The sequence below is a fragment of the Xylophilus sp. Leaf220 genome, assembly GCF_001421705.1.
In the GTDB taxonomy this organism is placed as follows: Bacteria; Pseudomonadota; Gammaproteobacteria; order Burkholderiales; family Burkholderiaceae_C; genus Xylophilus.
Genome location: NZ_LMKO01000001.1, coordinates 68,778 through 90,462, shown reverse-complemented (window position 1 = coordinate 90,462; position 21,685 = coordinate 68,778). Strand labels below are relative to the sequence as shown.

The following is a 21,685-nucleotide window of genomic DNA, read 5'->3' as shown; positions in this document are numbered from 1 at the left end:
GCTCAGTGGCCTCCGCCGTGCCGAAAGGGCGAGCGGGCGTCCAGGTGCTCCATGTAGTGCGCGATGCCTTCCCCCTCGCGCTCCAGGAAACGTTCGACCGCATCGGAGAAATCGGGCCGTGCCAGCCAGTGGGCGCTGGTGGTGGCGACGGGCATCAGGGCGCGGGCCATCTTGTGCTCGCCCTGGGCGCCGCCTTCGAACCGGACGAAGCCGTGCGCGATGCACCAGGCGATCGGCTGGTAGTAGCAGGCCTCGAAGTGCAGGCAATCGACCCGCTCGAGTGCGCCCCAGTACCGGCCGTAGGCGACGCCGCCACCACCTGCCTGGGGTGCCGATTCTGGGTCTTTCGTGCCTGCAGCCGGCGCCGGATGCGGGCTTATTGCTATCAAACTGCTAGCAATCGCCACGCCATCCTTTTCCGCGACGAAGAGCAGCCAGTTCTCCGGCATCTTCTGCTCCATCCGCCGGAAGAAGTCGCGGGTGAGGTAGGGCGCGTTTCCGTGCTCGCGATAGGTGCGGGCATAGCAGCGGTAGAAGAAATCCCAATCGTCGGGCGCGATGCCGGTCCCGCGAGACCAGCGGAACGACACGCCCGCTTCGGCCACCTTGCGCCGCTCCTGGCGGATCTTCTTGCGCTTCTCCTGGGTCAGGCTGGCGAGGAAGTCGTCGAAGTCGGCATAGCTGCGGGGTGGCTGCGCGGGCCCGGGCGGGGTCCCGGCTGCCGGCGGAGCCTGGTTGTGCCAGTGGAACTGGACGGTGTTGCGCAGCATCAACCCCGCCGCGCGGCAGGCATCCACGTCGGGATCCGACAGGAACAGCAGGTGCAGCGACGACAGCTCCTGCTCGCCGCACCAGGCCACCAGCGCCTGCACCAGCACGTTGCGGGCCTCGGGGGTGCGTGCCAGCAGCCGGGCGCCCGGCACCGGGGTGAACGGCACGGCCACCAACGCCTTGGGGTAGTAGGCGAGCCCGTGGTCGGCATAGGCGTTGGCCCAGGCCCAGTCGAAGACGTATTCGCCGTACGAATGGTTCTTCAGATAGACCGCGCAGGCGGCCTCCATCGTCTCGCCTTCCCAGACGGTGAAGAACACGATGCCCCAGCCGGTGTCGGCGGTGGCGCTGCCGCTGTCGTGCAGCGCCGCGAGATAGGCGTGGCGCAGGAACGGGGTGGCGTCGCCGCCGAGGGCCAGCAACTGGTCCCAGGCGTGCGCATCCACCTCCTGGTGGCGGGAGAAGATTCGGAGGGTCAAGGTCACGGAATGGGCGCGGGGTGCGTTGGAGGGTTCGGTCGTGGGCAGCCGATGATGGCGGGAATCGTTAGCCCTTGCAGGCACCGGCGCGTTGCGGCACGACAGGCAGGTGGAGCAGGTGGGGGCGTCGCATCCTCCGCCAAGGGCTCGTGGAGCGAATGACATAATCGTTTACGACCCCTCGCCGGGGCGCCGTGCGCCTCGCGCCGTCGGGCAACGCCCCGCGCGGCCTCCCCTATTCCAACAGGACGACACCATGAAGCAGATCACCGCCATCATCAAACCCTTCAAGCTGGAGGAGGTGCGGGAAGCGTTGGCGGAATGCGGTGTGACCGGCCTGACGGTGACGGAGGTGAAGGGCTTTGGCCGGCAGAAGGGCCATACCGAACTGTACCGCGGTGCGGAATATGTCGTCGACTTCCTGCCGAAGGTGAAGGTCGAGGTGGTGGTGGCGACCGAGGATGTGGAGCGCTGCGTCGATGCGATCGTCGGCGCGGCCCGCACCGGCAAGATCGGCGACGGCAAGATCTTCGTGACCGCGGTGGACCGGATCGTGCGTATCCGCACCGGCGAAGAGGACGCATCGGCCATCTGAGGCCGGTGTCGGGGCGGCCGCCTTCGCGGCATCTCGCCCCGCTTCGATGGCGTTGGCCTAGATCACGTCCCGCAGCGGCGCCACGTCCCCTGTGCCGGGATGGCACAGCAGGCCGGGCAACAGGGTATCGACCTCGGTGCCGACCTGCAGGAAATCCATCTGCCACTCGCCCATGAAGCCGTGGCCCACGCTGTTTTGCAGGAACGACAGCATCGCGTCGTAGTAGCCTGCGACATTCAAGAGGCCCAGCGGCTTGGCGTGGTAGCCCAGCTGGCGCCAGGTCCAGACTTCGAACAGCTCCTCGAACGTGCCTATGCCGCCCGGCAGCGCCAGGAAGGCATCGGCCCGCTCGGCCATCATCGCCTTGCGCTCGTGCATGTTCTGCACGATGTGCAATTCGTCGCAACGGCGGTTGGCCGCTTCCTTGTCGACGAGGGCCTGGGGGATCACGCCGATCACCCGGCCACCGGCGGCCTGGGTCGCATCGGCCACCACGCCCATCAAGCCGTTGTGCCCGCCGCCGTAGACCAACTGGCCGCCGTGCCGGCCGATCCACGAGCCAACCGCGCGCGCGGCATCGGCGAATCGCAGGTCGTCGCCCGGCCGCGAGCCGCAGTACACGCACAGCGAAAACGCTGGAATACTCATGCGGCCGCCGCAGCCCGCACCGGTACCGTACTGACCAGCCGGGTGCCGACCATCGCATCGTGCAGAAACTGGCGTTGGGGGTGCAGGCGGCTGGCCAGGGCCCAGAGAGTCACCCAGCCGAGGACCGCGAGAAAGGTCTCGCCCGTCGACAGCTGGAGGGGAGAAATCAGCGCGAGCGGCGGCAGCAGCCATAGCCAGCTGGCGAAATAGCGGCACAGCGCGCGCAGCTGCGTCACCTGCGCGCCGTGCACATCCACGACCCGTATATGCCAGGTCTTCATCGCCAGCGTCTGTCCCTTGGCCCAGAACCACGCGAAATAGATGCCGAACACCACGAAGAGAAACGCCTGCAGCGCATGCCGGTTGTCCATCGCATTGCGGGTCTGGCTGAGGGTGCCGAACAGGTAGCCGGCGATGAAGACCACACCGAACATCAGCATGCCCTCGTACAGCCAGCAGGCCATGCGGCGGGCGAGGCGTGGCGCGACGGAGCTCGGCAGGCCGGGCGGCGAAGCATCGGCGCTTTGGCCGGTCTCCGGCGAGGAATCGGACATCATGGGGCGGCAGGCGGCTCGGCAGGTACGGGTGCGGCGGCAGGTGATACGGAATTATCCGGTACCGGCGACGGCACCGGTGCAGCAGGTACAGGTACAGGTGCCGGCACGGCTGCCGGCTGCGCGCGCGCCGTCGGTTGCGCGACGACGTGCTGGGGCAGCAGCGTCTTCTGGTCGAAGTGCGAGGACGATACCCCAATCGTCGGCCGGGGGCGGGGCGTCACCGCCGGCGGCAGGGTTGCCAGGCGCTGGGACGAAACGGGCCGAACGGCCCGCGCCGCCCCGGTCGGCGGCGCGGCATGGCCTTCGGTCAGCCGACTGCGCTCCTCCGGACTTAGGGCCTGGTAGGCCTCCCACTGCGCTTTTTTCTGGCCCGGGTCCAGCTTGCTTACTTCGGCGAAATTCATGCGCGCCTGGGTGCGCTGTTCGAACGAAAGCGTGGCCCATTCGGCCATGCGGCCGTGCAACCGGTCCTGCTCGGCCTGCGGCATCGCGTGGAAGTTGCGCACCATCTCCAGCCACTTGCGGCGTTGCGTATCGCGCATGCCACCCCAGTCGTTCGCCAAGGGCGCGAGCGCCTTCTGCTGCTGCGGAGTCAGCGCCTTGAACGCCGCGGACGTAGCCGCTACCGCAGGCTGGCCCTTCGCTGTTCCGGTGCCGACGGTGGCGGGCGTCGAGCCGCCCTGTGCCGGTGGGGTATCGGTGCCCTGTGCGCGGACGGCGACGGCAGCAGCCGCTGCCAGCACGATGCATGCAGCAACGGTTATACGGGTGGTCGACCGGGCGCCTGCAGTCATACTGGAACCAGCGGTCAACGTGGGCCGTCCGCGCTGTTCTTCATGAACTGAAGAAAGCCGGGATCGGCATAGGCGGCCGGTGGCAGATCGTCAGCGAGCAAGGCGGAATCGACCTCGGCCAGTTCGTGTACGCGGTTGTCGTTCTGCACCGTGTAGATCGTGAACAGGCCCGCCGCCAGCGCCGCCAGCGGCAATACCGCTGCGATGCGGCCCCAGAATCCCGGGCCGTCCTGCCCGAAGGATGCGGTCGCGGTCCCGCCCTGACCGAAGATCGACGAGGCGGTACGGGCCCGGACATTCACCACCCGCCGCCGCGCGACTGCCTGCTGTCGCAACAGGCGCAGGCGCTCCGAGATATCGTGCGGCACGGCACGAGCGCCTTCCGAAAGGCGCGCGGCGATCCGCTCGCCGAATTCGTCCTGCAGATGAGGAAGTGCGGAAGTGTGAACTTGGGTCATATCTGGATCCCTTTGGCTTTGAGCGCCTTGCCAAGAGAATGGACGGCACGCGAACAGTGCGTTTTGACGCTGCCTTCTGAGCAGCCCATGGCGGCGGCGGTCTCCGCCACGTCCATCTCTTCCCAGTAACGCATCAGGAATGCTTCGCGTTGACGTGCCGGCAACGCCTGGATCTCGGCCTCGATCTGATGCAAGACCTGGGCCCGCCGGGTCGTGTCTTCGGCGCTTTCGGTGCGGTGCGATCCGTCGTCGATCTGCAACGTTTCCAGCAGGTTGAAGTCGCCGTCCTTGCCCGCCACGTCGAAATCGCTCATGTTGGAAAAGAGCGCATTGCGCGTCTTCTGCCGGCGGAACCAGTCGAGCGTGCAGTTCGACAGGATGCGCTGGAAGAGCATCGGCAACTCTTCGGCGGGCCGGTCGCCGTAGTGTTCCGCCAGCCGCATCATGCTGTCCTGCACGATGTCGAGTGCCGCTTCCTCGTTGCGCACATGGTAGATCGACCGCTTGAACGCGCGCGTTTCTACGCTTTTGAGGAAATCGGACAGTTCGCGTTCGGTGGCCAAGAGCAGGATCCGGCCGCTGGACGGCACGAGGGTGGGGCGGAAGTCCGCAGTTGCCGGACGGCCGGATTATTGCACCGGTCAACTTTATTTCGGCGCGTGCCCGGGTCGGGCCGCGAGCAATGTGATAATGCGCGTTGCTGTCTATTCAAGCAAACGGGTTCCGGTTCGGCGCAGCAAGCATCTCGCCCATGGCCGTGGACCCTAAGTTCCGACACCGCTTCACAAGAGCGTGCGTGAAGGAGCACCCAAGGTTTTTCGCGCCCGAAATTCACAAAGGTTCATCATGGAAATCTCCCAAGCCGAAATCGCCTCGGCCGCCGCTGCCCACGCGCAGAGCGCTTCTTCCCCGCTTTCCCCCGCCTCGCCTGCACAGGCCCATCCCGAGTTGATGGGTGCCGAAGTGTTGGTGAAATCCCTGCAGGCCGAGGGCGTGCAGTACATCTGGGGTTATCCCGGCGGTGCGGTTCTCTACATATACGACGCTTTCTACAAGCAGGATTCGATCCTGCATGTGCTGGTGCGCCACGAGCAGGCCGCGGTGCACGCCGCCGACGGCTACGCCCGCGCCACCGGCGAGGTGGGCGTGGCGCTGGTCACCTCCGGCCCGGGCCTGACGAACGCCGTGACCGGCATCGCCACCGCCTACATGGACTCCATCCCGATGGTGATCATCAGCGGCCAGGTGCCGACGGCGGCGATCGGCCAGGATGCCTTCCAGGAATGCGACACGGTCGGCATCACCCGCCCGATCGTCAAGCACAACTTCCTGGTCAAGGATCCGCGCGACATCGCGATGACGATCAAGAAGGCGTTCCACATCGCCCGTACCGGCCGGCCCGGACCGGTGGTGGTGGACATCCCGAAGGACGTCTCTTTCAAGAAGGTCACCTACAGCGGCCACCCCGCGACGGTGGAGATGCGCTCGTACAACCCGGTCAAGCGCGGCCACGGCGGGCAGATCCGCAAGGCGCTGCAGCTGCTGCTGACCGCCAAGCGGCCCTACATCTACACCGGCGGGGGGGTGCTGCTCAGCAACGCGTCGAACGAACTGCGTACGCTGGTCGACCTGCTGGGCTATCCGGTCACCAACACGCTGATGGGCCTGGGCGCGTATCCGGCGTCCGACCCGAAGTTCCTGGGCATGCTCGGCATGCACGGCACCTGGGAGGCCAACAACGCGATGCAGCACTGCGACGTGCTGCTGGCCGTGGGCGCGCGCTTCGACGACCGGGTGATCGGCAACGTCAAGCACTTCGCCCAGAACGAACGCAAGATCATCCACATCGACATCGACCCGTCGAGCATCTCGAAGCGGGTCAAGGTCGACGTGCCGATCGTCGGCGACGTGAAGGACGTGCTGACCGAGCTGATCAACATGATCAAGGAATCGCCGGTGCGTCCCGACGGCGCTGCGCTCTCCGGCTGGTGGGAGACGATCGAAGGCTGGCGCAGCCGCAAGAGCCTCGCGTACGACCGCGGCAACGGCGACGTGATCAAGCCGCAGTTCGTGGTCGAGACGCTCTGGAACATGACCAAGGACGTCGAGACCTACATCACCTCCGACGTGGGCCAGCACCAGATGTGGGCCGCGCAGTACTACCGGTTCGACGAGCCGCGCCGCTGGATCAACTCGGGCGGCCTGGGCACCATGGGCGTCGGCATTCCCTATGCCATGGGCATCAAGCTGGCCAAGCCCGAGGCCGAGGTGTTCTGCGTCACCGGCGAAGGCTCGGTGCAGATGAACATCCAGGAGCTCTCCACCTGCCTGCAGTACAACACGCCGATCAAGATCTGCGCGCTGAACAACCGCTTCCTGGGTATGGTGCGCCAGTGGCAGCAGATCGAGTATTCGGGCCGCTACAGCCACAGCTACATGGACGCGCTGCCCGATTTCGTGAAGCTCGCCGAGGCCTACGGCCACGTCGGCATGCTGATCGAGAAGCCCGAGGACGTGGAGCCCGCCTTGCGCGAGGCCCGCAAGCTCAAGGACCGCACGGTGTTCATGGACTTCCGCACCGACCCCACCGAGAACGTGTTCCCGATGGTGCAGGCCGGCAAAGGCATCACCGAGATGCTCCTGGGCAGCGAAGACCTGTAATTACAGGCGAAAAGTGCCTGTGGCCGGCGCCAGACGCCGGCTACTAGCTATCGAAATAATAGCGATCCGTTCCCAGACGAATCTATTGCCCGCCGAGCCCGCGCATTACCGTGCGCGGGGGAGGGCGGCGAAAAACGACAGTTTTCAGCGAGCATTTTTCGATCGTGCTGTCGTCGCAAAAAGAGGAATCCCTTCATGAAGCACATCATCGCCGTCCTGCTCGAGAACGAGCCGGGCGCACTCTCCCGCGTGGTCGGGCTGTTCTCGGCCCGCGGCTACAACATCGAGTCGCTGACGGTGGCCCCCACCGAAGACCCCAGCCTGTCGCGCATGACGATCCAGACGGCCGGCTCCGACGACGTGATCGAGCAGATCACCAAGCACTTGAACCGCCTGATCGAGGTGGTCAAGGTGGTCGACCTGACCGAAGGCGCCTACACCGAGCGCGAGCTGATGATGGTCAAGGTGCGTGCCGTCGGCAAGGAGCGCGAGGAGATGAAGCGCATGGTCGACATCTTCCGCGGCCGCATCATCGACGTCACCGACAAGAGCTACACCGTCGAGCTGACCGGCGACCAGTCGAAGAACGACGCATTCCTGCAGGCGATCGAGCGGACCGCGATCCTCGAGACGGTGCGGACCGGCGCCAGCGGCATCGGCCGCGGCGAGCGGGTGCTGCGCGTCTAGTACCCGAGTTTTCCTCCGACCGTGCGTCGACAGGCTCGGCACGGACGGATTCCCGTGGATGGCGACCTTGCATTGCGCGTTCGCCCCGAGCCTGTCGCTGGGCGTTTTCGCCAACCCAACCTTTAAATTCCGGAGCATTCCATGAAAGTTTTCTACGACAAAGACGCCGACCTGAGCCTGATCAAGGGCAAGACTGTGGCCATCATCGGCTACGGCTCGCAGGGCCATGCCCACGCGCAGAACCTGAACGACAGCGGCGTGAAGGTCGTGGTCGGCCTGCGCAAGGGCGGCGCGTCGTGGGACAAGGTCGGCAAGGCAGGCCTGCAGGTCGCCGAAGTGGCCGAGGCGGTCAAGTCGGCCGACGTGGTCATGATCCTGCTGCCGGACGAGCAGATCGCCACGGTCTACAAGAACGACGTCGAGCCGAACATCAAGCAGGGCGCGTCCCTGGTGTTCGCCCACGGCTTCAACGTGCACTACGGCTTCGTGCAGCCGCGTGCCGACCTCGACGTGTGGATGGTCGCTCCGAAGGCCCCGGGCCACACCGTGCGCGGCACCTACGCCCAGGGCGGCGGCGTGCCCCATCTCGTCGCGGTGCACCAGGACAAGAGCGGCAAGGCGCGTGACCTGGCCCTGTCGTACGCCTCGGCCAACGGCGGCGGCAAGGCCGGCATCATCGAGACCAACTTCCGCGAAGAAACCGAGACCGACCTGTTCGGCGAGCAGGCCGTGCTGTGCGGCGGTACCGTCGAGCTGATCAAGGCCGGCTTCGAGACGCTGGTGGAAGCCGGCTACGCGCCCGAGATGGCGTACTTCGAATGCCTGCACGAGCTCAAGCTCATCGTCGACCTGATCTACGAAGGCGGCATCGCCAACATGAACTACTCGATCTCGAACAACGCCGAATACGGCGAGTACGTGACCGGCCCGAACATCGTCACCTCGGCCACCAAGGACGCGATGCGCAAGTGCCTGAAGGACATCCAGACGGGCGAATACGCCAAGAGCTTCGTGCTCGAAGCCGCCGCCGGCCAGCCGACGCTGATCAGCCGCCGCCGCCTGAATGCCGAGCACCAGATCGAACAGGTTGGCGCCAAGCTGCGCGCGATGATGCCGTGGATCGCCAAGAACAAGCTGGTCGACCAGACCCGCAACTAAGCGCTGCGCCGCTGCGCTGAACACGAGGGCCACGCGAGTGGCCCTCGTCGTTTGCGCCGTTCCGCCGTCGGTACACTCGGCGGCTCCGACGGCCCGCGCGGCATCCTGCCCGCACCCCGCCGTCGCACCGGTTTTCTAGGACACACATGGCCCATCCCGATCCCTCTTCTCCGCTGCCGCACGACGACGCGGGCATGGTGGTGCGCAAGCGCCGCAAGGGCATCTACATCCTGCCCAACCTGTTCACGCTGGCGGCGCTGTTCGGTGGCTTCTATGCGATCGTGATGGCGATGAACGGCCGCTTCGACCTGGCCGCGGCCGGCGTCTTCGTCGCGATGGTGCTCGACAGCCTCGACGGCCGGGTGGCGCGGATGACCAACACCCAGAGCGCCTTCGGCGAGCAGATGGATTCGCTCTCCGACATGGTGTCGTTCGGCGCCGCGCCGGCGCTGATCGCCTACGAATGGGCGCTGCGCGGGCTGGGCCGCTGGGGCTGGATCGCCGCCTTCGTCTACTGCGCCTGCGCGGCGCTGCGGCTGGCGCGCTTCAACGTCAACACTACCGTGGTCGACAAGCGCTATTTCCAGGGCCTGCCGTCGCCCGCGGCGGCGGCCCTGGTGACGGGCTTCATCTGGCTGATGACCGAGGCCGGCGTGCGCAACGGCGAATCGGCCTGGCTCAGCTGGACGCAGGTGGTCTGGATCACCTTCGCCTTCACGCTCTACGCGGGCCTGACCATGGTGACCAACGTGCCGTTCTACAGCTTCAAGGACATCCGGCTGAAGAAGAGCGTGCCCTTCGCCACGATCGTGCTGATCGCGCTCGGCATCGCGATCATCAACATCCATCCGCCGACGGTGCTGTTCGGCATCTTCGTGGCCTACGGCCTGAGCGGCTACGCGGTGTATGCATGGCGCAAGGCCAAGGGCCAGCACACCAGCGTGATCAGCACCTCGACCGACGAACCCGACGAACGCGGCTGGCACCGCTAGATCGCGTTGCGGCCGCACGAAACCCTGTGCTACAGTCGCCGACATGTCCCTGACCTCGCTCGCCCTACTACTAGTGCTCACTGGGCATAGACGGTAGCGCGCGCACACCTCACTCTACGGCCCGTATTGCACCAGCAACGGGCCGTTTTGCTTTTGGGAGTTGCTGGTGTGCCTCCTCGTTTGAAAGAGATCCATCATGTTGAAGCAGCCTTCCACCAAATACCGCAGCTTTCCCCCGATCGCCCTGAAGGACCGCACCTGGCCCGACGTGGTGCTGGCGAAGGCCCCGGTGTGGCTGTCGACGGACCTGCGGGATGGCAACCAGGCCCTGATCGAGCCGATGGACATCGACCGCAAGATGCGGATGTTCGAGACGCTGGTCGACATCGGCTTCAAGGAAATCGAGGTGGGGTTTCCCTCCGCGTCGCAGGTCGAGTTCGACTTCGTGCGCCGCCTGATCGACGAGAACCGGATTCCCGACGACGTCTCGATCCAGGTGCTGACCCCTGCCCGCGACCAGTTGATCGCCCGGACGTTCGAGGCGTTGCAGGGTGTTCCGCGCGCCATCGTGCATCTCTACAACGCGGTGGCGCCGGTGATGCGCAAGATCGTGCTGGGCATGGACGAGGACCAGATCGTCGAACTGGCCACCACCCATGCCCAGGTGTTCCGCGATTGCGCAGCCAGGCAGCCCGGCACGCAATGGACCTTCCAGTACTCGCCCGAGATGTTCTCGGGCACCGACCTGGCGTTCTCGAAGCGGGTGGTCGATGCGGTGACCGCGGTGTGGCAGCCGACGCCCGAGCGCAAGTGCATCATCAACCTGCCGTCGACGGTGGAGCATTCGACCGCCAACATCTTCGCCGACATGATCGAGTGGATGCACCGCAACCTCGCGCGGCGCGATGCGATCGTGCTGTCGGTCCATCCGCACAACGACCGCGGCACCGGCACGGCCGCGGCCGAGTTCTCGCTGATGGCGGGCGCCGACCGCATCGAAGGCTGCCTGTTCGGCAACGGCGAGCGCACCGGCAATCTCGACCTGGTGAACGTGGCGCTCAACCTCTACACCCAGGGCGTCGATCCGGAGCTCGATTTCTCGAACATCGACGAGATCCGCGCGACGGTCGAGCATTGCAACCAGATCAGCGTCCATCCGCGCCATCCGTACGTCGGCGACTTGGTCTACACCTCGTTCTCCGGTTCGCACCAGGATGCGATCAAGAAGGCGTTCTCCGCCCGCAAGGAAGGCGACATCTGGGACATGCCCTACCTGCCGATCGATCCGAAGGACCTCGGCCGGAGCTACGAGGCGGTGATCCGCGTCAACAGCCAGTCCGGCAAGGGCGGCATCTCGTACCTGCTCGAGAGCGAGTACGGTCTGGAACTGCCCCGCCGTCTGCAGATCGAGTTCAGCCGGGTGGTGCAGGGCGCGATGGATGCCGGAGGCAAGGAACTCACCGCGCGCGACATCTGGGAGCTCTTCCAGGGCGAGTACCGCTTGCAGGACATCGAGGCTCCCGTCCACCGCATCGCAGAAGAAAGCCAGGGCGGTCGCCATACGGTCCGCCTCGAGGCGCAGGTGCAGTGGAACGACGGCTCGCACGCGATCGAAGGGCAGGGCACAGGCCCGATCGACGCGTTCGTGCTGGGTCTCGGTGCGTTGATCGGCCAGGAGGTGCGGGTGCTGGACTACCACCAGCACTCGATCGGCGCGGGCGCCGATGCGCGCTCGGTGTCCTATGTCGAACTGCAGGTCGGCGGCGGTGCTAGCCTGTTCGGCGCCGGCATCGACGCGAATATCGTCTCCGCCTCCTTCAAGGCGATTCTGTCGGGCGTCGCGCGTTCGGGCGTGGGGCAGGTGCATTCCGCGGAAGCTGCCGCCGTCTGAAGATGGGGGTCTCCGGTGTCGCATTTCGCGGCACCGGATTGCAGGGAATGTCCTACACTGCATTTCCTCCGGCCAACGCAGGCGTATTTTTGTAACGCTTTATTGCGAATTAGGCCCAGCTTCAAGTAAGCCGCGCAAGTAATTGATCTTGCGCGTTTTTTTTGATTCATTACACTCTCGGCCATGCCACTTTCACTGCTGCGGAGATATTTTGATGTCAAGTCGTAATTCCCTCGTCTTGCGTCGTCTGACCCAGTTCGTGTCCTGTACCGCCGTCGCTTGGGCGCTGGTGCACCCCGCAGCCCAGGCCGCCGAGCGCAAGAAGCCTGTCGCCAGGACGCCCGTCGCCTCGGTGCAGGCCAAGCGGGAAGTGCGGGTCGTCGCCCCGCGCAAGGTGGCCCGTGTTTCCAAGACCATCACGGTGGCGGCGCGCAGCAAGGCGCCGATGCGCGTAGCCTACGTGCCGGCCCGTCCTTCGTACGGCCAGCTGGCGGGTCTTCACACCGCGTCCGATCCGCTCGACCTGAAGTCGAGCGTCGCCTTGGTCATCGACCAGGACACCAACGAAGTCCTGCTCAGCAAAAACGACAGTGCGGTGCTGCCGATCGCTTCGATCACCAAGCTGATGACCGGCGTGATCGTGACCGAAGCGCGTCTTCCGATGGACGAGATGATCACCATCTCGCAGGACGACGTCGACACCGAGAAATTCAGCAGCTCGCGCCTGGTGGTCGGCGCGACGCTCAGCCGCGGCGAGATGCTGCACCTCGCCTTGATGTCGAGCGAGAACCGGGCGGCGCATGCCCTCGGCCGTACCTATCCCGGTGGCATGACGACCTTCGTCACGCTGATGAATGCCAAGGCCCAGATGCTCGGGATGGCCGATACCCGCTATGTGGAGCCGACGGGCCTGTCGAGCCGCAACCAGTCCAGCGCGCGCGATCTGGCGACGCTGGTCAATGCGGCCTACGGCGACCCGACCCTGCGCGAACTGACGACCTCGCCGAGCTATGCGGTGGACATCGGCCGCCGCACCCTGCAGTACAACAACACCAACCGCCTGGTGCACAGCCCGGCCTGGGACATCGGCCTGCAGAAGACCGGCTACATCAACGAAGCCGGCCAGTGCCTGGTGATGCAGGCCAAGATCGCCGGCCGTAAGGTCATCATGGTGTTCCTGGATTCGGCCGGCAAGCTGAGCCGGGTGGCGGACGCCGAGCGGGTCCGCCGCTGGGTCGAATCGACCGCGTCCGCGGCCGCCCTGGCCAAGCACACGGACGGTTGATCGCGTACGGCCGCGGCTGACGGCTGCGGCGCGCTTTCAGCGTCGGCTAACGAATTTGAGCGGGCACGGGCCTCTACCGTGCCCGTTTTCGTCTCAGCGCTCCGGGCACCCTACGGCTTCGGTCAGGCGTTGCCGCCTTCCACATGGCCCATCGCCACCGAGATCTCTCGGGCGGTGCTTTCCAGCTTGGGCAGCCAGCCCTCGTCCAGCCGGTCCGCCGGTGCCGAGATCGACAGGCCGGCCACCAGCCGGTTCTGGTCGTCGTAGATGCCGGCGGCCATGCAGCGCACACCCAGTTCCAGCTCCTCGTTGTCCCGCGCCGTGCCGTACTGCCGGGCACGCGACAGTTCGCGTTCCAACGAGCTCAGCTGGGTGATGCTGTTGCGGGTGTGGCCGCTCAGCCCCGTCCGGGTGGCATAGGCCCGGACGCGCTGCGGATCGTCCACCGCCAGGAACAGCTTGCCCACCGAAGTCAGGTGCAACGGTGCCCGTCCGCCGATGGCCCGTACCACCTGCATGCCCGATCGTTCGCTGTAGGCGCGCTCCACATAGACGATCTCGTCGCCTTGGCGCACGCTTAGGTTCACCGGCTGCTGGATCAGGCGGTGCAGTTCGCGCATCGGCACCAGCGCCGCATCCCGCACGCTCAGGCGTGCCTTCACCAGATTGCCCAGTTCCAGCAGGCGCATGCCGAGGCGGTAGCTGCCCGCCTCGGGCCGGTCGACGAACCGGCCGGTGGCGAGGTCGTTCAGGATGCGGTGGGTGGTGGAGGGATGCAGCCCCGTGCGTGCGCTGATCTCCTTCAAGGGGATGGCCTCTTCACGTGAAGCGAGCACATCGATCAGCGCGAACATGCGCTCGATCACCTGGACACTGGGCGTTGCAGGAACGCCGCCGTGGTCGATTTTTCTCATGCAGCCACTCGGTTGGATCGGTGGCGCATTTTATCTGGTGAAAACGACGCAGTGCTTACGGCGAGGTCTTTGGCGACTGCCAGGTGCCGTCGACCAGCAATTCATAGGGCCGGAACCGCGTCTTGTAGCGCATCTTGTCGCTGCGCTCTATCCAGTAGCCGAGGTAGACGTGGGCCAGGCCCAGGTCCCGGGCCTGCTCGATCTGCCACAGCACGCCGTAGGTGCCGTAGCTGCCGCCGATGTCCGGATCGTAGAAGGTGTAGACCGCCGACAGCCCGTCGTCTACCACGTCGAGGATCGACACCATCCGCAGCGCGCCCGGCATGCCGTCGACTTCCGGCTCGCGGAATTCGACCAGGCGCGAATTGACTCTGCTCTGCAGTAGGAACTGGGTGTACTGGTGGATGCTGTCGTGGTCCATGCCGCCGCCGGCATGCCGCCCGCTCTGGTAGCGCAGGTAGAGCCGGTAGTGCTCGGGCATGAAGCAGAGCTTGAGCACCCGGGCCTGCAGATGGGCATGCTCCTTACAGGCGCGGCGCTGGCTGCGGTCGGGCACGAAATGCGGGACCGTCACCCGCAGCGGTTCGCAGGCGCGGCAACCGTCGCAATACGGACGGTAGGTGAACATGCCGCTGCGTCGGAACCCCTTGGCGACCAGTTCGCTGTAGACGTCGCTGTGGATCAAGTGCCCGGGCGTCGCCACCTGCGACCGTGCTTCCCGGTCGGGCAGGTAGCTGCAGGGGTAGGGCGCCGTCGCGTAGAACTGCAGCGCATGGAGCGGGAGATCCTTGAGGTGGGTCACGCACAAGCCTACCGGTTAAGAAGAATCGACTGCCAGTATAGGGGCTCGAACGCCCAGGAGAGCGCGGGCCGGGCGCGGGCCCGCTCCACGGAATCGAGGAATGCGGCGCGGGATATCTCCACCGCACCCAGCGATGCGAGGTGGCGGGTGTTCTGCTGGCAGTCGACCATCCCGACGCCGTGGTGCCGGCAGAACGCCATCAGCCCCGCCAGGGCGATCTTCGACGCATCGGTGCGATGGGCGAACATCGACTCCCCGAACACCGCCTGCCCGATCGCCACGCAGTAGAGGCCGCCGACCAGGGCATCGTCCTGCCACACCTCGACGCTGTGGGCATGGCCCGCACGGTGCAGCGCGCCGTAGGCTGCCTGCATCTCGGGCAGGATCCAGGTACCGTCCTGGCCGTTGCGCGGCGTCCGTGCGCAGTTTCCGATGACCTGGTCGAAGGCCGTGTCGATCCGCAGGTCCGCACCGGGAGTCTTGCGGAACTGCTGCAATGTCTTGCGCAGCGAGCGGTGCAGCCTGAAGTCCGTCGGCCGCAGCACCATGCGCGGGTCGGGGCTCCACCACAGGATCGGCTGGCCTTCGCTAAACCAGGGGAAGATGCCGTGCCCGTAGGCAGCCTGCAGGCTGGCGGTGTCCAGCGCACCGCCCGCCGCCAGCAGCCCGGGGGCAGGCGCATCCGGCCCCCACGCGGTCTCCGGGTCGGGAAACGGATCGCCGGCCTCGAGCCAGGGCAGCTTGCGGTCTGCGAGCCGGTTCATCGAACCACTCCGCGTAGTGCGTTCTACTTGTCCTTGTCCTTCAGCTTGCCGCGCGGTGCGACGGCGGTGACGGGAGGGGTAGGGCGGTCCGACACGCCACCGGTCTTGGGTGCCGAAGTGTCCTTCTTGGGCTTCTTCGTCATCTTGTCGTTGCGTTGCTGGCCTTTAGCCATAAGAATTCCTTGGAGTGGCGCCGGCACGTGCCAGCAGGATGGATGCTACGCGATGGCAGCCGCGATTCCGGTCCGAGGGGCTCCTGCCGTCGGCCGGTCGGCACGGCGACATCGCGCCTCGGGTGCCGGACGGTGCGCAACCCGCATATGCTGCGGTCCTTCTCGTTTTTCCAGAACATCCTCATGGACCGTCCCCGCCCCCACTCTCCATTGCAAGCGCTCGTGTTCATGGGCGTCTCCGGCTGCGGCAAATCCAGCGTCGGCCAGGCATGCGCGGACGCGCTGGGCTGGCTGATGCAGGAGGGCGACAGCTACCACTCGCCCGCCAGCGTCGCCAAGATGCGGGAAGGCATCGCCCTGACTGACGACGACCGCAGCGGCTGGCTTGACCGGCTGGCCGGGCTGCTCGCCGACGCCGCCGCGACGGACGACGCAGAGGCGGCGACAGGTCTCGTCCTGACCTGCTCGGCTCTGCGCAAGCGCTACCGCGACCGGCTGCGCCAGGCGCAGCCGCGGCTCGGCTTCGTGTTCCTCCAGCTCGACTACGACCAGGCCCTGGCCCGCGTCGGATCGCGCGCCTCCCACTTCTTCTCGCCCGCCTTGGTCGCCGACCAGTTCGCGACGCTCGAAGCGCCGACGGGCGAGCCCCATGTGCTCACGCTCGATGCCACCGCGCCGATCGGCGATCTGGTCGCGCAGACGTTGGCGTGGCTGGGTAAGGTGCGGTGACGCAGCGCACGCAGGGGGACGTCAATCCCGCTCGATCAGCTCGATCTGGTACCCATCCGGATCGCGCACGAAGGCGATGACCGTGGTGCCGCCCTTCACCGGGCCGGCTTCGCGGGTGACGACGCCGCCGGCGGCCTTGATCTTCTCGCAGGCGGCGGCGACATCGGGTACGCCGAGGGCGATGTGGCCATAGCCCTTGCCCAGGTCGTAGCTGTCGACGCCGTGGTTGTAGGTCAGCTCGATCTCGGCATGCTCCGGGTTAGTGCCGTAGCCGACGAACGCGAGCGAGTATTTCTGTTCGGGCCGCTCGGTGGTGCGCAGCAGCTGCATGCCCATCACCTGGGTGTAGAAGTCGATCGAGCGCTGCAGGTCGCCGACGCGCAGCATGGTGTGGAGGAGTCGCATGGGGCTTTCTCTTTCGGTGCGGGGAGGAAGCCGACGATTGTGGCGACTCCGCGGCCGCCGTGTGTGACCGGGTTCAACGTTCCGGCGGCAGGTCGAACACCAAGCAGGTGGTGGTGGCGTGGGCGTACAGGGCGCCGTCGGGCCCGGTGAGGCGCGCCTCCGCCGTGGCCAGTTGGCGGCCGCAGTGGATCACCCGGCCTTCGGCGCGCACCCGCTGGACCTTGGGCGTGAGGGCCTTCACCAGGTTGATGCCCAGCTCGGCGGTCGTGTAGCCGCGGCCCGGCAGCATGCGGGTGTGGATGGAGCAGCCGAGCGCCGAGTCGAGCAGCGTGGCGAACCAACCACCGTGCACCGTGCCCATCGGGTTCAGGTGCGCGGTGCCGGGCCGGCCCTGAAACAGCGAGCGGCCTTCCTCGACCTCCATGAGCTTGAAGTCGAGCGTCCTGGCGATCGCCGCATAGGGCAGGGCGCCCTGCAGCATGGCCTGCATCTGCTGCAGCCCGGTCAGGCCCGCGATCTGGTCGCGGCGGGCCACGCCCGGGCCCGGGCCGGCGTCGATGCGACGGGCCACGGCCTCTTCTTCGGCGATCCAGCGGGCCAGGGTGGCGTCTGCGTCGGGTGAACCCATGCGTGTCCTCGGTCGATAAGTTGTAGATGCATCGATTGTAGATACAATGAATCGCATGACAAGCCGATCCATCCCCGAGCCGTCCGTACCGCCCCAAGCGGCCGCCCCGGCCGTCCGGCCGCAGGGTTGCACCAATTTCAAGCTGCACCACCTGGCCCGCCGGGTGGGCCAGCACTACGACGCCGAGGTCCGCAAGACCGGGCTCAAGACCAGCCAGTACTCGCTGCTCTCGCATGTCGAGCGGCTGGCGCCGGTGCGCCCGGTGGACCTGGCTGCCGCGATGGGCATGACCGCCTCCACCCTCAGCCGCAACCTGCAGGTGCTGGTGGCCGACGGATTCCTGGAGCTCGACGCCGGCCCGGACGCCCGCAGCCGGCTGGTGCGCATCACCCCCGCCGGCCGCGCCAAGCGGGCCGACGCGCAGCGCCACTGGAAGGCGGCGCAACTGGCGCTCAACGAGCGGCTCGGCGAGGCGCGGGTGCTGGAGCTGCACGCGCTGCTCGACGACACGCTGGCGCAGATGGCCGCGACGCAGGGCGAGGGCGACGATGCCTCCGCTTCGCCCGATGAAGCGCCTTAGCCGCCGGGCGTCCGGCCACACCCGTCTTCTTCTCCTTTTCCATCGTCCCGGGATGCCCATGTCCTCCACACCTCTCGCCGCCCGCCTGCAACGCCGCGGCCTCCACTACGGCTGGGTGGTCGCCGCCGTCACCTTCTGCACGATGCTGACGATGTCGGCCGCGCTCGGCCTGCCCGGCGCGATGATCCAGCCGCTGGGCCGCGAGTTCGGCTGGAGCACCGACCAGGTCTCGTCGGCACTGGCGTTGCGCTTCGCGCTGTTCGGTCTGATGGGGCCGTTCGCCGCCGTGCTGATGGAGCGCTTCGGCCTGCGGGCGGTGATCTGCACCGCGCTGGCGATGGTGGCGGGCGGCATGGCGCTCTCCACCCAGGTCACCCAGCTCTGGCACCTGGTGGCGCTGTGGGGCGTGATCCTGGGCCTGGGCACCGGCATGACGGCGCTGGTACTGGGCGCGGTGGTCGCCAACCGCTGGTTCGTGTCGCGGCGCGGACTGGTGGTGGGGCTGCTGACGGCCAGTTCGGCCACCGGGCAGCTGGCCTTTTTGCCGATCGGCGCCTGGATGATCGAGCACTGGGGCTGGCGCTCGGCCATCGTGCCGGTGGTGGTGGGCTGCGCGCTGGTCGCGGGCCTGGCGTTCTTCCTGATGCGCAACCGACCTGCCGACGTGGGCCTGCGGCCCTTCGGCGAGGCGGCCGATGCGCCGCAGGCCCCGGCCTCGCCGGCCATGCCGATGACCTTCGCCACGCCGTTCCGGGTGCTGCGCGAGGTGGCACATAGCCGAACCTTCTGGGTGCTGTTCGGCACCTTCTTCATCTGCGGCCTGTCGACCAACGGGCTGGTGCAGACGCACTTCATCTCGCTGTGCGGCGACAACGGCATGGGCGCGGTGCCGGCCGCCTCGGTGCTGGCGATGATGGGCGCGTTCGACCTGGTGGGCACCATCGGCTCGGGCTGGCTGTCGGACCGCTACGACAACCGCAAGCTGCTCTTCTGGTACTACGGCCTGCGCGGGCTGTCGCTGCTGTGGCTGCCGCACTCGGAGTTCACCTTCTACGGCCTGGGCCTGTTCGCCATGTTCTACGGGCTGGACTGGATCGCTACCGTGCCGCCGACGGTCAAGCTGGCCGGTGCCGCCTTCGGCCCGCAGAAGGTGGGCCTGGTTTTCGGCTGGATCTTCGCGGCCCACCAGATCGGCGCGGCCACCGCCGCCTGGGGCGCGGGGCTGACCCGCACGCTGCTGCTGACCTATTCGCCGGCGCTGTACGCGGCCGGCGCGGCCTGCCTGCTGGCGGCGGCCGCGGTGTTCCTGATCCGTCGGCCGGCGCGTCCCGCGGCGGTAGCCGCACCTGCCGTTGCGGTGGCCCGCCGCGCCTGAGCCCGCCCTTTTCCTGGACCGAACACCATGACCGCCCCGGCATCCGCTGCGACCCCTGCGCCCCTGCCCGCCGCCACATCCGCTCTCGCAGCGCCGCAAAGCCCCCTCGACCCGCGCACCCGGCTGCTGCTCGAAGGCCCGATCGTCGGAACCTTGCTGCGCCTGGCCTGGCCCAACGTGCTGGTGATGGTGGCGCAGGCCTGCGCCGGCCTGATCGAGACATGGTTCATCGGCCGCCTGGGCACCGATGCGCTGGCCGGCATGGCGCTGGCGTTCCCGGCGGTGATGCTGATGCAGATGGTCTCGGGCGGCGCCATCGGCGGGGGCATCGCCTCGGCCATCGCCCGCGCGCTGGGGGCGCGGCGCCGGACCGATGCCGATGCGCTGGTGCTGCATGCGGTGGTGATCGCGCTCGGCTTCGGCCTGCTGTTCACCCTGGCGATGGCGCTGAGCGGGCGCTGGCTCTACGGCCACATGGGCGGCAGCGGCGCCTCGCTGGACGCGGCGCTCACCTATTCGCACTGGGTCTTCGCCGGCGCGGTGCTGGTGTGGCTGTTCAACTCGCTGGCGGCGGTGATCCGCGGCACCGGCAACATGGCGCTGCCGGCCACGGTGACCTGCGTGGGCGTGGTGGCGCTGCTGCCGCTGTCGCCCCTGCTCATCTTCGGCTGGGGGCCGCTGCCGGGCATGGGCATCGCGGGCGGTGCCCTTGCGCTGCTGCTGTACTACGCCGGCGGATGCGCGGTGCTGGCGGCCCACCTGTGGCGCGGCCGGTCGCCGCTGCGGCCCACCTGGGCCGGCACGGTGCTGCGCTGGGCGCTGTTCAAGGACATCCTGCGGGTGGGCCTGCTGGCGGCGGTGTCGGCGATCTCGACCAACCTGGCGATCGGCGTGGCGACCGGGCTGGTCGGCAGTTTCGGGCCCGCCGCCATCGCGGGCTACGGCACCGCGGCGCGGCTGGAGTACCTGCTGGTGCCGCTGGTCTTCGGCCTGGGGGCGCCGCTGGTCTCGATGGTGGGCACATGCATGGGCGCCGGCCAGCGGGGGCGGGCGCTGCGGGTCGCCTGGGTGGGTGCCGCCACCGCCGCGGTGCTGACCGAGGCGATCGGCCTGGCTGCCGCCGTCTGGCCCCGCCAGTGGCTGGGCCTCTTCGGCAGCGATCCGGCGATGCTGGAGGCCGGCGCCCAGTACCTTCGGGTGGTCGGGCCGACCTACGGCTTCTTCGGCCTGGGGCTGGCGCTGTACTTCGCGTCGCAGGGCGCGGGCCGGCTGCGCTGGCCGGTCACCGGCAATCTGGTGCGTCTGGCGGTGGCCGCGGGCGGCGGCGCCTGGGTGCTGCAGGCCGGCGGCGGCCTGCAGGCGGTGTTCGCGGTGCAGGGCGTGGCGCTGGTGCTGTACGGCCTGTGCATCGCCGCCTCGATCGCGGGCGGCGCCTGGTTCGGGCCGGTAGGCCGGCCGCGCAGCACGGCGGGCCTGCTGCAGCGGGTGGAAGCGGCCGGGCTGGCTGCTACGAAATAGATAGCTGGTGGTCGGCGTGGATCGCCGGCTGCGGGCACTTTTGGCTCGAGAGGTCGGCCGCCAAGCAGCGGCATTTCTTAGCCGAAGCCTTTTGTCTCGACCTCCGCAGCCAGCGCTGCTAGACGTCCACGCCCTCCGCCGGCCCCCACTGCGCCAGCCGGCCGTCCCGCATCCGCCCCACCCAGTCGGCCATCGCATCCGCGTCCGCCTCGTGGTGCGTCACCAGCAGGGCCGTCTGGCCGGTGGCGCGCAGGATGTCGCGTACCTCGCGGGTGAGTCGCTCGCGGGTGGCGCCGTCGAGGTTGGAGAACGGCTCGTCCAGCAGCAGCAGATCGGGGGCGGGCGCCAAGGCCCGGGCCAGGGCGATGCGCTGCTGCTGGCCGCCCGAGAGCGCATGCGGCGGGCGTGCCCCGGCGTCGGGCAGGCCGACCAGGGCCAGCATCTCGGCCACCCGCGACGCCCGTTGCGCGGCGGGCTGCCGGCGCAGGCCGAAGGCGATGTTCTGCGCGGCGGTGAGGTGCGGGAAGAGGGCGTACTCCTGGAACATCATCCCCACCCTGCGGCGCTCCGGCGGCAGGTGCACCGCGGCCGACGATACGGTCTGCGCGCCCAGCCGGATGCTGCCGGCATGCACCGGCTCGAACCCCGCCACGGCGCGCAGCACCGTCGTCTTGCCGCAGCCCGACGGGCCGAGCAGGCAGCCGATGCCGCCTGCCGGCAGCGTGAGCGAGAAACCCTCGACGACGGTGTGCAGCCCGCGCGCACCGGCATAGGCGAGGTGGACGGAATCGAGGTGCAGGTCGAGGCTCATGGCAGGGCGG

General features: G+C 67.7%; 24 protein-coding genes. 11 read left to right on the top strand and 13 right to left on the bottom strand.

The genetic code is table 11. From position 1 onward, the window contains the following. Nucleotides 1–2: 2 nt before the first annotated feature. Nucleotides 3–1,256 (bottom strand): GNAT family N-acetyltransferase, encoded by a 1,254-nt coding sequence (locus ASE76_RS00370; protein WP_055833052.1) that lies wholly within the window; start codon nt 1,254–1,256, stop codon nt 3–5. A gap of 250 nt (nt 1,257–1,506) precedes the next feature. Here ASE76_RS00370 and ASE76_RS00365 point away from each other — a divergent pair, with 250 nt between their 5' ends. Then, nucleotides 1,507–1,845, top strand: coding sequence for a P-II family nitrogen regulator (locus ASE76_RS00365; RefSeq protein ID WP_055833049.1), 339 nt, complete (start codon nt 1,507–1,509; stop codon nt 1,843–1,845). A 57-nt stretch (nt 1,846–1,902) separates the two neighbouring features. Here the strand turns inward: ASE76_RS00365 and ASE76_RS00360 are convergent, their stop codons facing one another. Genes ASE76_RS00360 through ASE76_RS00345 form a run of 5 tightly spaced genes read right to left on the bottom strand, consistent with a single transcriptional unit; the run spans nt 1,903 to nt 4,865 of the window. Beyond that, entirely contained in the window at nt 1,903–2,493 is a 591-nt protein-coding gene (locus tag ASE76_RS00360; RefSeq protein ID WP_055833046.1) for a TIGR00730 family Rossman fold protein, read from the bottom strand. Beyond that, the gene (locus tag ASE76_RS00355; protein WP_055833043.1) at nt 2,490–3,050 is read right to left on the bottom strand and encodes an RDD family protein; all 561 of its coding nucleotides are present in this window, start codon (nt 3,048–3,050) and stop codon (nt 2,490–2,492) included. The genes ASE76_RS00360 and ASE76_RS00355 overlap by 4 nt, the downstream gene beginning before the upstream one ends. Beyond that, complete coding sequence (locus tag ASE76_RS19740; protein ID WP_082447813.1) at nt 3,047–3,844, bottom strand: DUF3106 domain-containing protein; 798 nt, start codon at nt 3,842–3,844, stop codon at nt 3,047–3,049. The genes ASE76_RS00355 and ASE76_RS19740 overlap by 4 nt, the downstream gene beginning before the upstream one ends. A 14-nt stretch (nt 3,845–3,858) precedes the next feature. Beyond that, entirely contained in the window at nt 3,859–4,302 is a 444-nt protein-coding gene (locus ASE76_RS00350; protein WP_055833040.1) for a DUF3619 family protein, read from the bottom strand. Beyond that, nucleotides 4,299–4,865 carry an RNA polymerase sigma factor gene (locus tag ASE76_RS00345; RefSeq protein WP_055835389.1) on the bottom strand — a complete coding sequence of 189 codons (567 nt, stop codon included), beginning with the start codon at nt 4,863–4,865 and terminating at the stop codon, nt 4,299–4,301. Before ASE76_RS00345 ends, ASE76_RS00350 begins: the two co-directional genes overlap by 4 nt. Before the next feature lie 283 nt (nt 4,866–5,148). Here ASE76_RS00345 and ASE76_RS00340 point away from each other — a divergent pair, with 283 nt between their 5' ends. The 6 genes from ASE76_RS00340 to pbpG all read left to right on the top strand — a co-directional run bounded on the left by ASE76_RS00340 (nt 5,149) and on the right by pbpG (nt 12,976). Beyond that, entirely contained in the window at nt 5,149–6,963 is a 1,815-nt protein-coding gene (locus ASE76_RS00340; protein ID WP_055833036.1) for an acetolactate synthase 3 catalytic subunit, read from the top strand. Nucleotides 6,964–7,158: 195 nt separating this feature from the next. Next, nucleotides 7,159–7,650, top strand: a complete 492-nt coding sequence (ilvN, locus tag ASE76_RS00335; RefSeq protein ID WP_055833033.1) for an acetolactate synthase small subunit — start codon at nt 7,159–7,161, stop codon at nt 7,648–7,650. 141 nt (nt 7,651–7,791) lie between these two features. Further along, nucleotides 7,792–8,808, top strand: a complete 1,017-nt coding sequence (ilvC, locus tag ASE76_RS00330; RefSeq protein WP_055833026.1) for a ketol-acid reductoisomerase — start codon at nt 7,792–7,794, stop codon at nt 8,806–8,808. Nucleotides 8,809–8,954: 146 nt separating this feature from the next. Continuing rightward, complete coding sequence (gene pssA, locus ASE76_RS00325) at nt 8,955–9,800, top strand: CDP-diacylglycerol--serine O-phosphatidyltransferase (RefSeq protein ID WP_055833021.1); 846 nt, start codon at nt 8,955–8,957, stop codon at nt 9,798–9,800. A 196-nt stretch (nt 9,801–9,996) separates the two neighbouring features. Further along, the gene (leuA, locus tag ASE76_RS00320; RefSeq protein ID WP_055833019.1) at nt 9,997–11,691 is read left to right on the top strand and encodes a 2-isopropylmalate synthase; all 1,695 of its coding nucleotides are present in this window, start codon (nt 9,997–9,999) and stop codon (nt 11,689–11,691) included. 214 nt (nt 11,692–11,905) lie between these two features. After that, entirely contained in the window at nt 11,906–12,976 is a 1,071-nt protein-coding gene (pbpG, locus tag ASE76_RS00315) for a D-alanyl-D-alanine endopeptidase (RefSeq protein WP_055833018.1), read from the top strand. 122 nt (nt 12,977–13,098) lie between these two features. On the opposite strand, the gene ASE76_RS00310 is transcribed toward pbpG, so the two are convergent. From ASE76_RS00310 to ASE76_RS20780, 4 genes are read right to left on the bottom strand one after another with little or no spacing between them, the layout of a single operon-like run. Further along, nucleotides 13,099–13,890 (bottom strand): IclR family transcriptional regulator, encoded by a 792-nt coding sequence (locus ASE76_RS00310; RefSeq protein ID WP_055833016.1) that lies wholly within the window; start codon nt 13,888–13,890, stop codon nt 13,099–13,101. Nucleotides 13,891–13,945: 55 nt separating this feature from the next. After that, a complete protein-coding gene (locus tag ASE76_RS00305) occupies nt 13,946–14,692 on the bottom strand; it encodes an arginyltransferase (protein ID WP_055835387.1) in 747 nt (248 codons plus the stop codon). An 8-nt stretch (nt 14,693–14,700) separates the two neighbouring features. Then, nucleotides 14,701–15,456 (bottom strand): leucyl/phenylalanyl-tRNA--protein transferase, encoded by a 756-nt coding sequence (gene aat, locus ASE76_RS00300; protein ID WP_055833014.1) that lies wholly within the window; start codon nt 15,454–15,456, stop codon nt 14,701–14,703. A 23-nt stretch (nt 15,457–15,479) separates the two neighbouring features. After that, nucleotides 15,480–15,629 (bottom strand): hypothetical protein, encoded by a 150-nt coding sequence (locus tag ASE76_RS20780; protein ID WP_168389196.1) that lies wholly within the window; start codon nt 15,627–15,629, stop codon nt 15,480–15,482. A 228-nt stretch (nt 15,630–15,857) separates the two neighbouring features. Between ASE76_RS20780 and ASE76_RS00295 the strand changes: the two genes are divergently transcribed. Continuing rightward, complete coding sequence (locus tag ASE76_RS00295) at nt 15,858–16,358, top strand: gluconokinase (RefSeq protein ID WP_055833011.1); 501 nt, start codon at nt 15,858–15,860, stop codon at nt 16,356–16,358. A 21-nt stretch (nt 16,359–16,379) separates the two neighbouring features. Here the strand turns inward: ASE76_RS00295 and gloA are convergent, their stop codons facing one another. Further along, the gene (gene gloA, locus ASE76_RS00290; RefSeq protein ID WP_055833009.1) at nt 16,380–16,763 is read right to left on the bottom strand and encodes a lactoylglutathione lyase; all 384 of its coding nucleotides are present in this window, start codon (nt 16,761–16,763) and stop codon (nt 16,380–16,382) included. 73 nt (nt 16,764–16,836) lie between these two features. Further along, nucleotides 16,837–17,391 carry a PaaI family thioesterase gene (locus ASE76_RS00285; protein ID WP_055833003.1) on the bottom strand — a complete coding sequence of 185 codons (555 nt, stop codon included), beginning with the start codon at nt 17,389–17,391 and terminating at the stop codon, nt 16,837–16,839. 55 nt (nt 17,392–17,446) lie between these two features. Here ASE76_RS00285 and ASE76_RS00280 point away from each other — a divergent pair, with 55 nt between their 5' ends. The 3 genes from ASE76_RS00280 to ASE76_RS00270 are packed head-to-tail and all read left to right on the top strand — an operon-like array spanning nt 17,447 to nt 20,864. Next, complete coding sequence (locus ASE76_RS00280; RefSeq protein WP_055833001.1) at nt 17,447–17,971, top strand: MarR family winged helix-turn-helix transcriptional regulator; 525 nt, start codon at nt 17,447–17,449, stop codon at nt 17,969–17,971. Between the two features lie 58 nt (nt 17,972–18,029). After that, nucleotides 18,030–19,346, top strand: coding sequence for an MFS transporter (locus ASE76_RS00275; protein WP_055832999.1), 1,317 nt, complete (start codon nt 18,030–18,032; stop codon nt 19,344–19,346). A gap of 27 nt (nt 19,347–19,373) precedes the next feature. Further along, the gene (locus tag ASE76_RS00270; RefSeq protein WP_082447812.1) at nt 19,374–20,864 is read left to right on the top strand and encodes an MATE family efflux transporter; all 1,491 of its coding nucleotides are present in this window, start codon (nt 19,374–19,376) and stop codon (nt 20,862–20,864) included. Nucleotides 20,865–20,982: 118 nt separating this feature from the next. Here ASE76_RS00270 and ASE76_RS00265 read toward each other — a convergent pair whose 3' ends face one another. Continuing rightward, nucleotides 20,983–21,675, bottom strand: a complete 693-nt coding sequence (locus ASE76_RS00265) for an ABC transporter ATP-binding protein (protein WP_055832997.1) — start codon at nt 21,673–21,675, stop codon at nt 20,983–20,985. Between the last annotated feature and the right edge of the window lie 10 nt (nt 21,676–21,685).

Coding starts and splice junctions, on each gene's coding strand:
- ASE76_RS19740 (WP_082447813.1), bottom strand. CDS start 3,844: ATGACTGCAGGCGCCCGGTCGACCACCCGTATAACCGTTGCTGCATGC.
- ASE76_RS00350 (WP_055833040.1), bottom strand. CDS start 4,302: ATGACCCAAGTTCACACTTCCGCACTTCCTCATCTGCAGGACGAATTC.
- ASE76_RS00280 (WP_055833001.1), top strand. CDS start 17,447: ATGACAAGCCGATCCATCCCCGAGCCGTCCGTACCGCCCCAAGCGGCC.
- ASE76_RS00275 (WP_055832999.1), top strand. CDS start 18,030: ATGTCCTCCACACCTCTCGCCGCCCGCCTGCAACGCCGCGGCCTCCAC.
- ASE76_RS20780 (WP_168389196.1), bottom strand. CDS start 15,629: ATGGCTAAAGGCCAGCAACGCAACGACAAGATGACGAAGAAGCCCAAG.
- ASE76_RS00355 (WP_055833043.1), bottom strand. CDS start 3,050: ATGATGTCCGATTCCTCGCCGGAGACCGGCCAAAGCGCCGATGCTTCG.
- pbpG (WP_055833018.1), top strand. CDS start 11,906: ATGTCAAGTCGTAATTCCCTCGTCTTGCGTCGTCTGACCCAGTTCGTG.
- leuA (WP_055833019.1), top strand. CDS start 9,997: ATGTTGAAGCAGCCTTCCACCAAATACCGCAGCTTTCCCCCGATCGCC.
- gloA (WP_055833009.1), bottom strand. CDS start 16,763: ATGCGACTCCTCCACACCATGCTGCGCGTCGGCGACCTGCAGCGCTCG.
- ilvC (WP_055833026.1), top strand. CDS start 7,792: ATGAAAGTTTTCTACGACAAAGACGCCGACCTGAGCCTGATCAAGGGC.
- ASE76_RS00310 (WP_055833016.1), bottom strand. CDS start 13,890: ATGAGAAAAATCGACCACGGCGGCGTTCCTGCAACGCCCAGTGTCCAG.
- ASE76_RS00365 (WP_055833049.1), top strand. CDS start 1,507: ATGAAGCAGATCACCGCCATCATCAAACCCTTCAAGCTGGAGGAGGTG.
- ASE76_RS00295 (WP_055833011.1), top strand. CDS start 15,858: ATGGGCGTCTCCGGCTGCGGCAAATCCAGCGTCGGCCAGGCATGCGCG.
- ASE76_RS00265 (WP_055832997.1), bottom strand. CDS start 21,675: ATGAGCCTCGACCTGCACCTCGATTCCGTCCACCTCGCCTATGCCGGT.
- aat (WP_055833014.1), bottom strand. CDS start 15,456: ATGAACCGGCTCGCAGACCGCAAGCTGCCCTGGCTCGAGGCCGGCGAT.
- ilvN (WP_055833033.1), top strand. CDS start 7,159: ATGAAGCACATCATCGCCGTCCTGCTCGAGAACGAGCCGGGCGCACTC.
- ASE76_RS00285 (WP_055833003.1), bottom strand. CDS start 17,391: ATGGGTTCACCCGACGCAGACGCCACCCTGGCCCGCTGGATCGCCGAA.
- ASE76_RS00360 (WP_055833046.1), bottom strand. CDS start 2,493: ATGAGTATTCCAGCGTTTTCGCTGTGCGTGTACTGCGGCTCGCGGCCG.
- ASE76_RS00270 (WP_082447812.1), top strand. CDS start 19,374: ATGACCGCCCCGGCATCCGCTGCGACCCCTGCGCCCCTGCCCGCCGCC.
- pssA (WP_055833021.1), top strand. CDS start 8,955: ATGGCCCATCCCGATCCCTCTTCTCCGCTGCCGCACGACGACGCGGGC.
- ASE76_RS00340 (WP_055833036.1), top strand. CDS start 5,149: ATGGAAATCTCCCAAGCCGAAATCGCCTCGGCCGCCGCTGCCCACGCG.